The organism is Kitasatospora sp. NRRL B-11411 (assembly GCF_000721345.1).
In the GTDB taxonomy this organism is placed as follows: domain Bacteria; phylum Actinomycetota; class Actinomycetes; order Streptomycetales; family Streptomycetaceae; genus Kitasatospora; species Kitasatospora cineracea.
In genome coordinates, this window is the sequence record NZ_JOGH01000019.1 from 71,491 (window position 1) to 84,189 (window position 12,699).

Genomic DNA, 12,699 nt, shown 5'->3' on the forward strand with positions numbered 1-12,699 from the left:
TCCCCGGCATCCTCACCCCGCGGCGGCCCGGCCCGGCCCCGGTGCACGGATCAGGCGGGACGGGCGGGTGCCGCGCACGGATCTTCCGGCGGCGGCCCGGGCGGCGCGGCGGCCAGCAGGGCGGCGGCGATCGCCCGGGCCTCGGCGGCGGGCGCGGGGGTGCCCTCGCGCAGCGCGGTGACGGTCGCGCCGTCCATCAGCAGGAGCAGCTGCCGGGCCAGGGCGGGCGGGTGCCCGGCGGCGGCCAGCAGCCCGGCCAGGTACCCGGCGACCCGCCGCTTGTGCGCGGCGGCGACCCGGTGCGCGGGGCTGTCCCGGTCGGCGGTCTCCAGCATGGTGTTGAGGAAGGCGCAGCCGCGGAAGCCCTCCCGGGCGAAGCTTTCGGCGAGCGCGTCGAACACCGCGAGCGGGTGACCGCCGAGCTCGGCCACCCGGGCGGCCAGCCAGTCCCGCCAGTCCCGGTCGTGGCGGGTGAGCACGGCGACGGCCAGCGCGTCCTTCCCGGCGAAGTGCCGGTAGAAGGAGGCCCGGCCGACACCGGAGGCGGCGAGGATCCGCTCGACCCCGACCGCGCGGATGCCCTCGGCGTAGAACAGCGCCTCGGCGGTGTCGAGCAGACGGGCACGGGCATGGGTGGCCATGCCCCCAGGCTAAGCCGTCCCCGACACTTCCCACCCGACCTCGAACTCCCTTGCGCATCAAGCGGATTCGTCCCGCCCCCGGCCTCCGGCTGCCACCATGGGCGGCATGAGGCACCCACGCCGAACCACCACCAGCGCCACCGCCGCCCTGCTGCTCGCCTGCGCCCTCGGCGCCGCCGCCTGCGACTCCGGCACCCCGGCCGACACCCGGCCCCGGACGGTGGCCGCCTTCACCACCGACCGGCCGCTGACCGCCGACGCGCTCGGCCGGGCGGCCGAACAGCTGCGCCGGCGCGCCGAGTTGCTGGGCCTGGCGGATCCGAAGGTGACCACCGACGGCGGCGTCCTCTCGCTCTCGGTCGCCGGCCCGATCGGCGACCGGCTCACCGCCCTCACCCACCGGCCCGCCCTGGAGTTCCGCCCGGTGCTCGCCGCCTCGGCGGACGGCGCCCCCCCCGCCACACCGGTGACGGGCCTGGTCCCGGCGCCGCTGCAGGACCGCTTCGCCGCCCTGGACTGCGCCGCGGCCCCCGCCGCCGCCGACCCCGCCGCCGACCCCGCCGCCGCCGACCCCGGCGAGCAGGTCCTGGCCTGCGACAGCGCCCAACAGCCGCAGGGCCGTTCAAAGTTCGCCCTGGGCCCGGTCGCGCTCCGGGGCCCCGACATCACCGACAGCAGCGCCGTGCTCGACCCGAACGGCTCCGGCTGGCAGGTGCAGCTGAACTTCACCCCCGCCGGGACGACCGCCTTCGCCGACCTCACCGGCCGGATCGCCGTCCTCGACTCCCCCGCCAACCAACTCGCCGTCGTCCTGGACGGCGCGGTCCTTTCCCACCCCGCCGTCCAGCAGGCCATCACCGGCGGCGGGGCCGTCATCACCGGCTCCTTCGACGCCGACGAGGCCAAGCGGCTCGCCGCCCAACTCGCCACCCCCGCCCTGCCCGCCGACCTCCACCCCGTCACCCCGTCGCCCTGACCCCGGCCGCCGCCCGCTCGTACGCGGTCCGGACCGGCCCCGAGCAGTCCCGAGCAGGCTTCCTGACGGCCTGTTACACAGCGGTGACGGTTCCAGGACCGCACACGAACGGTCCGCCTGCGAAGATCTGTCCGACGCAGCCGCTGGGTCCGCGAAGGAGCCCGGACCGATCCACAGCGCACGACCGCCGCGTCCAGCAGTTCTCCGGGGGGAGACCACTCATGTCCGCACGTCCGTCCGTCCGCCGTTCCCGCCTGCTCGCCACCGCCGTCGCGGTGGCCGCGACCGCCGCCGCCCTCGCGCCCACCGCCGCCTTCGCCGCCGACACCCCGTCCGGCGACCCCGCCGCCAAGCCCCTGGTCGCCACCCTGGCCCAGGCCCCCGGCCAGGGCCCGCTGACCCGCAGCGGCGACGGCGCCGACCTGACCATGACCGTCACCAACAACTCCGACCAGGCGCAGCCGTTCCACCCGTCGGTGGCCGTCACCCCGGTCGGCTCCGCCCCGGCCAACTGGCAGTGGATCGACTTCAGCGCCACCGCGATCTCCGCCCCGGACACCTACGGCCTGCGGACCTGGAGCGGCACCAACGAGTTCGCCGGCGCCGTCCTCCCCCTGAACTCCATGGCCAGCACGCCCTTCACCGTGCCGGCCCACACCACCTACAGCTGGAAGGTCTCGTTCAAGCTCACCGCCGCGCTCCCGGCGGACGACACCGCCGTGAACGTCGCACTGCGCAACGACCTCGGCGACAGCACCGACAGCGACCCGCTGAACCTGCCGGTCGCCGCCCCCACCGGCGCCTTCTACCAGACCTTCGACGGCTTCTCCGGCACCGTCCGCTTCCAGCAGCCGCTGGAGACCACCCTCAACCTGCTCAACAACGGCGCGAGCACCAGCACCGTCCACCCGACCCTCCGCTTCGGCGACGGCACCCGGCAGAGCCCCGCCACCCTCAAGCTGGAGGTCTGGCACGACGACGCCTGGGTCACCGTCCCCGGCAGCGACAACACCTGGCGTCTCCCCCCGGTCCCCGGAGGCCTGGACAGTGGCGCGAGCCACCAGTACCGGCTGCGCCTCTCCCTCGTCGACTTCGACCGCAGCGGCAGCTCCTACTTCAGCGACCAGCTCAGCCTCACCTCCACCACCGACCGCGGCCCGGTCGAGAACTCCGTGAAGTACTACCTCGACCTCGACGGCCCCCCGGCCGGCTGACCCGCCCCGCCACACCCCGTCCGCTGCCCCGGCCCCCCGGCCGGGGCAGCGGCGTCCCCCGCCCCGGATCCGCCGCCCGCCACCCGACCGCCCGGTTCAGGGCGCGGGCGGGCCGGGGGCGAGCAGGCGGCGCAGTGCGGCCGGGGTGTGGCCCACGTGCTCGCGGACGGTGCGGGTCAGGTGGGCCTGGTCCGCGAAGCCGAGTCGGGCGGCCAGGTCGGCGAGGCCGGGTGCGCCCGCGGCGATCCGGTCCATGGCCCGGGTGACGCGCACCCGGTTGCGGTAGCGGGTCAGCGAGACGCCCATCTGCCGGGAGAACACCCGGCTCAGCCGGTAGGGCGACACTTCCAGCAGCGCGGCCAGCGCGCAGAGCTGCCCGGCCGCCGGGTCCTCCGCCAGGATCGCCTCGCGCGCCGCGGCGACCAGCGCCCGGTCGGCCGGCCGCTGACGCACCATCGGCTCGCCGGCCGCCACCGCGACCAGGCGCAGCACCTGTTCCGTCAGCGCGTAGTCGAGGTCGCCGGTGCCCGCGGCGGCGACGAGCCGGCGGTGGGCGAGGTCGACGCGCGCGTCCACGTACACCGCCGCCGCGGCGGGAGGGCGTTCGAGGAGGGCGGGCCCGAAGCTGACCGAGGTGCAGAGGTCGCCGCCGGCCGGGTGCGCGAAGCGCTCCTCCTCGCCGGGCGCGCCCAGGTAGGCCACGGTCCGGTCCAGGTCGGTGTCGGCGCCGTCGGCCCGGCGCCGGAACCTGCCGCGCCGCACCAGCACCAGCCGGTGGTCGTCCCGGGTCTCCGGCTCCGACCAGCGGGTGTGGTCGGAGCGGCAGCCCACCACCGACACGGTGAACCCGGGCCGGGCGGCGAGCGTCGCAGCGGACAGCATGCCGCGGACAGTACGCCCCGGCTACGACAGCACCGGCCCGCAAGGATCTTCAAGACCTCCCCCGCCGCCACCCCGGATGCTGGGTGCCGCACCAGGAGGGGGAGCGCCCCGCTCCGCCACCCGTCCCTGCGTCCCGACCGGGAGTCGATCGCCCATGGCCTCCATCCACAAGGAATTCGTCGTCGAAGCCGCCCCCGAAGCGGTGTGGTCGGTGCTCAGCGACTACGGCGCGGTGCACGAGCGCCTCGCGCCCGGCTTCGTCACCGACACGCAGCTGAGCTCGGACACCCGCACCGTCACCTTCGCCGACGGCACCGTCGTCCTCGAACGGCTCGTCGACCTCGACCACGAGGCCCGCCGGGTCGCCTACACCGTGATCGGCGGCACCCTCCACCCTTCCCACCACCACGCCTCCATGCAGGCCCTGCCGGAGCCCGGCGGCCGCACCCGCTTCGTGTGGCACACCGACGTCCTCCCCGACACCCTGGCCGCCCCGATCGCCGAATCCGTCGAACACGGCTCGGCGGTGATCCGCCGCACCCTGGAATCCGGCACCCCAGAGCCTCGCCGCCGTGCTCGTCGCGGATCTGGTGGCTGATCTTCATCGAGCAGAACTTGAACAGAGGCAACACTGCGAAGAGTGACGACAGTCACGGGTGGTTCGAGGAGAAGACCTCGACCTCGCACTTCGCCGCACCACTGCGTTTGATCCGCGCGTCGCCGGTGATCAGCGGTACACCCAGGGCTTCCGCGAGGGCGACGTACTGGGAGTCGTACGCGCTGAGGTTGGCGTGCAGCTTCTTCACCCGGTCCCAGAAGGGCAGCGTCTCCCTTTTGGCGATGGGAAGCATCCGGTACGCGGCGATCGCCCGCTCCACCTCCTTCTCCGTCAGCTTGCCTCCACGCTGCATGCCGAGAAGGGCGGACTGGATCTCGTAGTCGAGGAGGGTGGGGGCGTAGACGTCCCCACCCTCGACCACGCGACTGCGGACGAGCTCTCCGTCGGAGGTCTGGGCGGTGAGAACCAGGACGAGAGCGGAGCAGTCGATGACGATCAACGTCCGGCTCGTCCCTCGTCGATGGCAGCGAGGACATCGGCTGTGCTGATGCTGGCGGTGGTCTCCCGGTTCAGCCGCTCCATCATCTGCGCCATCGTGGGCTTGGACGCCTCCTTGGCGATCAGATCCTGCATGAACGCCTGGAGCGACTGGCCCGCCTGGGCCGCGCGAACCTTCAGGGTCTGAACCTGGTCATCCGGGACGTCCCGGATCGTGAGGACTGTCATGGCTGCATTCTAACTCCAATGCCTGCAAAATGCAGATCCACGGAGGGCGGAACGACAGAACGCCGCCCGGGAAGCGAAAGCTCCGGGGGCGGCGCTGCGGTCGCGTACGTCAGTCGGCCATCGGCAGGTAGACCTTGTTGCCGCGGGCGGCGAACTCGGCGGACTTCTCGGCCATTCCTGCGATCGCGGCCTGTTCGGCCTCGCCGCCGTGCTCGTCGCGGATCTGGTGGCTGATCTTCATCGAACAGAACTTGGGACCGCACATGGAGCAGAAGTGCGCGGTCTTGGCCGGTTCGGCGGGGAGGGTCTCGTCGTGGAAGGCGCGGGCGGTCTCCGGGTCGAGGGCCAGGTTGAACTGGTCCTCCCAGCGGAACTCGAAGCGGGCGTCGGAGAGGGCGTCGTCCCAGGCCTGGGCGCCGGGGTGGCCCTTGGCGAGGTCGGCGGCGTGGGCGGCGATCTTGTAGGTGATGACGCCGGTCTTGACGTCGTCGCGGTCGGGCAGGCCGAGGTGTTCCTTGGGGGTGACGTAGCAGAGCATCGCGGTGCCCCACCAGGCGATCATCGCGGCGCCGATGCCGGAGGTGATGTGGTCGTATCCGGGTGCGACGTCGGTGGTCAGCGGGCCGAGGGTGTAGAATGGGGCCTCGTCGCAGATCTCCTTCTGCAGGTCCATGTTCTCGCGGATCTTGTGCATCGGTACGTGCCCGGGGCCCTCGATCATGACCTGGACGTCCTTGGCGCGGGCGATCCGGCCGAGTTCGCCGAGGGTGGTGAGTTCGGCGAACTGGGCCTCGTCGTTGGCGTCGGCGATCGAGCCGGGGCGCAGGCCGTCGCCGAGCGAGAAGGTGACGTCGTAGGCGCGCAGCAGGTCGCAGAGTTCCTCGAAGTGCGTGTAGAGGAAGTTCTCCTGGTGGTGCGCCAGGCACCAGGCGGCCATGATCGAGCCGCCGCGCGAGACGATGCCGGTCTTGCGGCGGGCGGTCAGCGGGACGTACCGCAGCAGGACGCCGGCGTGCACGGTCATGTAGTCGACGCCCTGCTCGCACTGTTCGAGCACGGTGTCGCGGTAGACCTCCCAGCTGAGTTCCTCGGCCCGGCCGTCGACCTTCTCCAGCGCCTGGTAGAGCGGGACGGTGCCGATCGGGACGGGGGAGTTGCGCAGGATCCACTCGCGGGTGGTGTGGATGTTGCGGCCGGTGGAGAGGTCCATGACGGTGTCGGCGCCCCAGCGGGTGGCCCAGGTCATCTTCTCCACCTCCTCCTCGATCGAGGAGGTGACGGCGGAGTTGCCGATGTTGGCGTTGATCTTCACCAGGAAGTCGGTGCCGATGATGGACGGTTCGCTCTCGGGGTGGTTCACGTTGACCGGGATGACGGCCCGTCCGCGGGCCACCTGCTCGCGGACGAACTCCGGTTCCAGGCCCTCCCGGAGCGCGACGAACTCCATCTCGGGTGTGATCAACCCGCGCTTGGCGTACGCGAGTTGGGTGACGGCGACGCCGTCGCGGGCGCGCAGCGGGCGGCGCGGGCGGCCGGGGAAGACGGCGTCCAGGGTGCGCAGGTCGCCGCCGCGCGGGGCGGTGTGCCGGATGCCGTCGTCCTCGGGCCGGGCCGCGCGGCCCTCGTACTCCTCGACGTCGCCGCGCTGGCGGATCCAGGGGTCGCGCAGCGGGGCCAGGCCGCGCCGGACGTCGGTGGGCTGGGCGGGATCGGTGTACGGGCCGGAGGTGTCGTACAGCGGGACGGTCTTCCCGTCGGTGAGGTGGACCTCGCGGTAGGGGACCCGCAGGTCGGGGCGGCTGCCCTGGCGGTGGGCCTTGCGCCAGGCCGGGGTCGGGTACCCGGTGGCGGTCGGCTGCTGGGCAGACGTGTCTTCGGCGAACGTGGTCATGCGACCTTCAACTCCCTACGCCGGCATTACCCGGTCAGGTTCCTGCGGTCGGCGCAGCAGGTGGTACGCGGGCCCGCGTACCGTCAGCGCCCTCTCAGCCCGGTGCTCCGAGCTCCCGTTCCGCGCAGGCGTTTGCGCCTGCGTCCGCTGCTCACCGTAGGGCACCGGGCGCGGACGGTCCAGGGCGCACCCCCGGTGCGGGGCGTGCGCCCGGCCTGTGCGGGCGGCGTGCGGGGTGGAAGAATCGCCGGGGTGATCGGACTGGTGGGGCGGGTGACGGGGCGGATCGGCGCGGGCCTGGTCGGCGAGGTGATGGTGAGCGTTCCCGAACGCCTGGGCAGCGAGGCGTTCCTGGCGTACCGGGCCGTCCCGGGTGATCCGCTGGAGCCGGGCAGCATGGTGGTGGTGGTCGATTACCAGCCACCGCGCACGGTGTACGTCGAGCCCTTCTGACTACACCTCAGCAGGGCTTTGCAAACCCTTTGCAATCGTTTCGAGACAGTGACAGTTCCCACGGGTGCGGGGCCTTCCACCCCGCCGCCGGGCGGCGGAGAATGCCGCTGCCACCGGATTCCGCGCCCACAACTGCACCACCCTGCGCAGCCACGGACCGGTGTGCCACGAAGGGGGAGTTCCCGATGCTCATCGGCATCGCCGGGGGAGTCGTCGCCGGCATCGTTCTGCTGATCCTGCTGTTCAAGTTGATGTGGCGGGTGGCGGAACCGAACGAGGCGCTGGTCATCTCGGGTTCCAAGCACGGCGAGGGCCTCGGCTTCCGCGTGGTCACCGGACGGGGGACCTTCGTGGTGCCCGGTGTCCAGGCGGTGCGCCGGCTGTCGCTGGACCTCAACGAGGCCGCGCTGGACGTCGAGTGCGTGACCTCGCAGGGCATTCCGGTCCACGTCAAGGGCGTGGTCATCTTCAAGGTCGGCGACGACCCGTCGTCCATCGCCAACGCCGCCCGCCGCTTCCTGGACCAGCAGAAGATGATGGGCCAGCGGGTGCACAACGTGTTCGCCGGCCACCTGCGCTCCATCGTCGGCGGGCTGACCGTCGAGGACATGATCCGCGACCGCGAGCGGCTCACCGGGGAGACCCGCTCCGCCTCGGGGATCGAGATGGAGAAGCTCGGCCTGATCATCGACTCGCTGCAGATCCAGGAGATCCTGGACCCGACCGGCTACATCACCAACCTGGCCGCCCCGCACGCCGCCGCCGTCCAGCGCGACGCCCGGATCGCGGCCGCCGAGGCCGACCGCCGGGCCACCGAGGCCGAGCAGGAGGCGTTCGCCCGCAAGGCCGAGGCAACGCGCAACTCCGGTATCCAGCAGGCCGGTTACCAGGCCGAGATGGACACCGCCGCGGCCCGCGCGCTGCAGGCCGGACCGCTCGCCCAGGCCGCCGCCCGGCAGGAGGTCGTGGTCCAGGAGACCAAGGTCGCCGAGCTGGAGGCGCACCGCAAGGAGCAACAGCTCCAGGCCGACGTCCGCAAGCCCGCCGACGCCCGCGCGTACGAGACCCGCACCAAGGCCGAGGCCGACCGCGACGCCCGGATCTCCGCCGCCGAGGCGCTCTCCCGGGAGACCGAGCTGAAGACCGCCGCCGAGGCCAACCGGGTCAAGGTCGCCGCGGCCGCCGAGGCCGAGGCCACCAAGGCCCGCGGCCTGGCCGCCGCCGAGGCCACCCGCGCCACCGGTGAGGCCCAGGCCGCCGCCGAGGCCGCCAAGGGCCTGGCCGAGGCGGAGGCCGCCCGCGCCAAGGGCCTCGCCGAGGCCGAGGCCACCCGGGCCCAGGGCCTGGCCGAGGCCGAGGGCATCAAGGCCCGCGCCGCGGCCCTCGCCGAGAACCAGGAAGCCGTCGTCGCCCAGCAGTTGGCCGAGAACTGGCCCGCCATCGTCCGGGCCGGCGCGGACGCCTTCGGCAACGTCGAGCACATGGTGCTGCTGAACGGCGCCGAGGGCATGTCCGAGATGTTCGCCAAGGCGCTCACCATGGGCGGCACCGGCCTCGGCCTGGCCCGCCAGCTGCTCACCTCGATGAACACCGGCGCCCCCGCCGAGGCCCCGGCGGAGCCCGCCCCGGCCGCCCCGGCCACCCAGGTCATCCCGGTGCAGGCCGACAGCGGCAACTGACGCACCGCCGGGACACCGGCAGCACCCGGCCCGTACGGCAGCACCACCGCCGTACGGGCCGCGCCGTTCCCGCCCGGCACCCCCGCCCGGCGCTCCCGCCCGGCGCCCCCGCCCGGCGCTCCCGCGTACCGACGCATCGTCTCCGCAATCCCGGGCAGCAGCTGAGTACCCGTACTCACGCCCCCTCCACCGCCCCCGCGCCAGCATCGGAGCATGGACCTGCTGCCCCGCGTCGGAATCACCGCCGTCGGCTCCCACCTCCCGCAACGGACCGTCACCTCACGGCAGTTGCAGGACGAGGTGGCGGCCGGCGCCCGCCTGCCGCTGCCCGACGGCATGTTCGAGAAGGCCACCGGCATCCGCACCCGCCGCTTCGCCGGACCCGACGAGCACCCCTCCACGCTCGCCCTCGGCGCCGCCCGCCGGGCCCTGGCCGCCCGCGGACTGGAACCCGCCGACCTCGACCTGCTGCTGTTCGCCTCCGCCTCCCGGGACGTCTGCGAACCCGCCACCGCCCACCTCGTCCAGTCCGAACTCGGCTCCCGCGCCCACGCGTTGGACGTGTCCAACGCCTGCAACAGCTTCCTCAACGGCATCGACACCGCCCGCGCGATGATCCTGGCCGGCCGCGCCACCCGCGCCCTGGTGGTCACCGGCGAGACCCCCAGCCGGGCCATGCGCCGCGACCCGTCCGGGCTCGCCGAGTTCCGCGCGGGCTTCGCCGGCTACACCTTCGGCGACGGCGCCGCCGCCGTCCTGGTCGAACGGGTCGACCGCGGCGGCATCCTCGACGTCGAGACCCAGACCGCCTCCGAGCACTGGGAGGTCGGCGGCATCCCCGGCGGCGGCTCCCGCCACCCGCGCGGCGACGAGTGGAGCTACTTCCGCGGCGGCGGCAAGGAGCTGCGCGGCGTCTTCGAGCAGATCGGCGCCGACATCCTCACCCGGGTCGCCGCCCGCACCGGCCTCGGCTGGGACGCCTACGCCCGGGTCCTGGTCCACCAGGTCACCCTGCCCTACCTGGAGCGCTTCGTGGAGCTCACCGGCGTCCCCGCCGGCAAGCTGGTCGTCACCGTCCCCGAACTCGGCAACCTGGCCTCCGCCACCATCGGCGTCCAACTCGACCGCGTCATGCCGGAGTTGGAGACCGGCGACCGCGTCCTGATGGTCGGCCTCGGTGGCGGCGTCAGTCTGATGACGATGGTCTGGGAGAAGTCGTGACCGAGCTGTGGGTGATCGTCCCCGCCTACCAGGAGGCCGCCCGGATCGACGCCACCCTGCGCGCCCTCGCCGCCCAGCACGACCGCGACTTCACCCTGCTGGTCGTCGACAACGGCTCCACCGACACCACCCCCGACCAGGTGCTCGCCTTCGCCCGCACCGCCCCCTTCCCGGTCCACCTGCTGGTCGAACCCGAGAAGGGCGTCGGCTGCGCCGTCGACACCGGCTTCCGCTACGCCATCGACTACGGCGCCACCCTGCTCGCCCGCACCGACGCCGACTGCCTCCCCGAACCCGGCTGGGCCGGCGCCGCCCGCACCGCCCTGCGGGCCTCCGGCGGCCTGGTCTGCGGCCGCGTCACCGCCCGCCGCGACGAGCACGGCCCGCTCGGCCGCGCCGCCTTCCGCGCCCTGGTCGCCCTCGGCGCCCTCTTCGGCCGGATCCGCCCCGCCCACCGCCGCCGCCACGGCTACCTCACCCCCTACCGCATGCACGCCGGCAACAACATGGCCATCACCGCCGACCTCTACCTCGCCACCGACGGCATGCCCCGCCGCCCCTCCCCCACCGACCGCGCCTTCATCAACCGGATCCGCCGCCACACCACCGCGATCGTCCACCGCCCCGACATGGTCGTCCAGAACTCCACCCGCCGCATCCGCGCCTACGGCCTGCGCGGCACCGCCCGCTGGTACCTCGAACGCGGCCCCGGCCACCGCAACGCCGACGTCAGATGACCAGCGGCCCCGCCGGACAGCCCCGCCGGACAGCGCCCCACCGGACAGCGCCCCACCGGGGGCCCGGGGAACGGCGGGTCGATGCTGCTGGAGGCCGGAGCCCACCGAAGAGCCCATGCTGCTGAGGGCCTGTCAGAACAGCACCCCGAAAGGACCCCGCCGTGCTCGACCAGCTCGCCCGCACCCTGCGCGAAGGCGCCTCGCGTCCGGCCCTGCTCGGCACCACCCGCGGCGGCAGCCCCCGCGTCCTCGCCCGCTGCGGCGAACTCGCCGCCCTCGCCGAGCAGTACGCCGCCGCCCTGCACCACGTCCACGGCCTGCGCCCGGGCGACACCCTGGGCGTCGCGGTGCGTCCCGGCCCGCGGGCCCTCGCGGTGCTGCTGGCCGCGCACCGGCTGGGCCTGCGCAGCGCGGTGCTCGACCCGGGCGCCGGCCCGGAGGTGCTGCGGGCCCGGCTCGCGCTGGCCCCGCCCGCGCTGGTCCTGGCCGACGCCGCCGCGCAGGCCGTCGCGGGGTGGGCCCGTCCGCTGGCCCGCCGGGCCCACCTGGAGCTGCCGCCGCTGGAGGCGCTGGCACCGGTGGCGACCGTCGGCCCCCGGCACCCGTGGTGCGCCCGGTCGCTGGCCGCGCACCCGGCGCCCGCCCCGGCCCCGTACGAGGGGGACGGTGACGCGGTGATCGTGTTCACCTCCGGCACCACCTCCGCGCCGCGCGCGGTGGTGCACTCGCGGGCCTCGCTGGCCGCCGGGATGCGGGCCGTCGACGCGCTGGTGCGCCCCCGCCCGGGGCGGACGGTGCTGGGCGGGACGACGTTCGTGCTGGTCCCGGCGCTGGCCGCGGGCGCGATCGCCGCCCTGCCGGCCCGCCGCGCCGCCGTCCTGCAGCGCCAGCTCGACCGGCTCGCCCCGGACGAGACCTACCTGACGCCTCCTCAGCTCCGACCGCTGCGCCGGCTCACCGGCCGGGTCTGGACCGGCTCCGCACCCGCCGACGCCGCGCTGCTGCGCCGGGCGAAGCAGGCGGGGGCGAGCGAGGCGTGGGGGGTGTACGCGCTGACCGAACTGTTCCCGGCCGCGGCCGTCGAGGAGCGCGACAAGAGCGCCCACGACGGCCCGGGCGACCTGCTCGGCCACCCGCTGCCGGGCGTCCGCACCCGGCTCGGCGCGGACGGCGAACTCCTGCTCGCCGCCCCGTCCGCCCGCGACCGCTACCTCGGCGAGGACCCGGACCCGTGGGTGCGCACCGGCGACCGGGCCCGCCTCGACCCGGACGGGCGGATCGTGCTGGCGGGCCGGCTCAAGGACATGGTGCTGCGCCGCGCCGAGAACATCTACCCGGGCCTGTACGAGCCGTCCCTGCACCTGCCGGACGTCGAACTCGCCGTCCTGGTCGGCGTCCCCGGCCCGGACGGCGACGAGCAGCTGGTCGCCCTGGTCCAGCCCCGCCCCGGCGCCGACCGCCACCGGCTGCGCGCCGCCCTGCGCGCCCCGCTCGACCGGATGGGCACCGCCCGCCCCGACGCCCTGCTGCTCGGCCCCGTCCCGCTGACCGGCCGCTCCCGCAAACCCGACCGCACCGCCGCCGCCCACTACTGCGCCACCCACCTCGCCAAGTCCCCCACCCGGAGCACCCGTTGACCCCGCCCCCGGAGCGCCCGTCGCCCCCTGCCCACCGCCACCTCGCCAAGCCCACCGCCCGGAGCGCCCGTTGACTCGCATCC

13 protein-coding genes and 1 riboswitch are annotated in these 12,699 nt (G+C 74.4%); of the genes, 8 read left to right on the plus strand and 5 right to left on the minus strand.

Going from position 1 to position 12,699, the window contains the following annotated elements; translation table 11 throughout:
- Positions 1-50 precede the first annotated feature (50 nt).
- Positions 51-641, minus strand: a complete 591-nt coding sequence (locus tag IH44_RS0112470; protein WP_051816819.1) for a TetR/AcrR family transcriptional regulator — start codon at positions 639-641, stop codon at positions 51-53.
- A gap of 106 nt (positions 642-747) precedes the next feature.
- On the opposite strand from IH44_RS0112470, the gene IH44_RS0112475 reads away from it, so the two are divergent.
- A complete protein-coding gene (locus tag IH44_RS0112475) occupies positions 748-1,617 on the plus strand; it encodes a hypothetical protein (RefSeq protein ID WP_157852290.1) in 870 nt (289 codons plus the stop codon).
- A 221-nt stretch (positions 1,618-1,838) separates the two neighbouring features.
- Complete coding sequence (locus IH44_RS0112480) at positions 1,839-2,831, plus strand: hypothetical protein (protein ID WP_030459562.1); 993 nt, start codon at positions 1,839-1,841, stop codon at positions 2,829-2,831.
- A gap of 96 nt (positions 2,832-2,927) precedes the next feature.
- Here the strand turns inward: IH44_RS0112480 and IH44_RS0112485 are convergent, their stop codons facing one another.
- Positions 2,928-3,713 carry an AraC family transcriptional regulator gene (locus tag IH44_RS0112485; RefSeq protein WP_030459563.1) on the minus strand — a complete coding sequence of 262 codons (786 nt, stop codon included), beginning with the start codon at positions 3,711-3,713 and terminating at the stop codon, positions 2,928-2,930.
- A 154-nt stretch (positions 3,714-3,867) separates the two neighbouring features.
- On the opposite strand from IH44_RS0112485, the gene IH44_RS0112490 reads away from it, so the two are divergent.
- A complete protein-coding gene (locus tag IH44_RS0112490) occupies positions 3,868-4,311 on the plus strand; it encodes an SRPBCC family protein (protein WP_051816821.1) in 444 nt (147 codons plus the stop codon).
- Positions 4,312-4,363: 52 nt separating this feature from the next.
- Here the strand turns inward: IH44_RS0112490 and IH44_RS0112495 are convergent, their stop codons facing one another.
- The 3 genes from IH44_RS0112495 to thiC all read right to left on the minus strand — a co-directional run bounded on the left by IH44_RS0112495 (position 4,364) and on the right by thiC (position 6,889).
- The gene (locus IH44_RS0112495) at positions 4,364-4,771 is read right to left on the minus strand and encodes a type II toxin-antitoxin system VapC family toxin (RefSeq protein WP_030459565.1); all 408 of its coding nucleotides are present in this window, start codon (positions 4,769-4,771) and stop codon (positions 4,364-4,366) included.
- The gene (locus tag IH44_RS0112500) at positions 4,768-4,998 is read right to left on the minus strand and encodes a hypothetical protein (RefSeq protein ID WP_030459566.1); all 231 of its coding nucleotides are present in this window, start codon (positions 4,996-4,998) and stop codon (positions 4,768-4,770) included. The genes IH44_RS0112495 and IH44_RS0112500 overlap by 4 nt, the downstream gene beginning before the upstream one ends.
- Before the next feature lie 109 nt (positions 4,999-5,107).
- Complete coding sequence (gene thiC / locus IH44_RS0112505; RefSeq protein WP_030459567.1) at positions 5,108-6,889, minus strand: phosphomethylpyrimidine synthase ThiC; 1,782 nt, start codon at positions 6,887-6,889, stop codon at positions 5,108-5,110.
- A riboswitch (TPP riboswitch) is annotated at positions 6,885-7,018 on the minus strand. It overlaps the preceding gene by 5 nt.
- A 123-nt stretch (positions 7,019-7,141) precedes the next feature.
- On the opposite strand from thiC, the gene IH44_RS0112510 reads away from it, so the two are divergent.
- From IH44_RS0112510 to IH44_RS0112530, 5 genes are all read left to right on the plus strand, one after another.
- Positions 7,142-7,342 carry a hypothetical protein gene (locus IH44_RS0112510; RefSeq protein ID WP_030459568.1) on the plus strand — a complete coding sequence of 67 codons (201 nt, stop codon included), beginning with the start codon at positions 7,142-7,144 and terminating at the stop codon, positions 7,340-7,342.
- Positions 7,343-7,527: 185 nt separating this feature from the next.
- Positions 7,528-9,021 (plus strand): flotillin family protein, encoded by a 1,494-nt coding sequence (locus IH44_RS0112515; RefSeq protein ID WP_030459569.1) that lies wholly within the window; start codon positions 7,528-7,530, stop codon positions 9,019-9,021.
- Between the two features lie 213 nt (positions 9,022-9,234).
- Entirely contained in the window at positions 9,235-10,242 is a 1,008-nt protein-coding gene (locus IH44_RS0112520; protein WP_030459570.1) for a 3-oxoacyl-ACP synthase III family protein, read from the plus strand.
- Positions 10,239-10,979, plus strand: a complete 741-nt coding sequence (locus tag IH44_RS0112525) for a glycosyltransferase family A protein (protein ID WP_232794916.1) — start codon at positions 10,239-10,241, stop codon at positions 10,977-10,979. The genes IH44_RS0112520 and IH44_RS0112525 overlap by 4 nt, the downstream gene beginning before the upstream one ends.
- A gap of 161 nt (positions 10,980-11,140) precedes the next feature.
- Entirely contained in the window at positions 11,141-12,616 is a 1,476-nt protein-coding gene (locus tag IH44_RS0112530) for a class I adenylate-forming enzyme family protein (protein ID WP_035954836.1), read from the plus strand.
- The last annotated feature ends 83 nt before the right edge of the window (positions 12,617-12,699 follow it).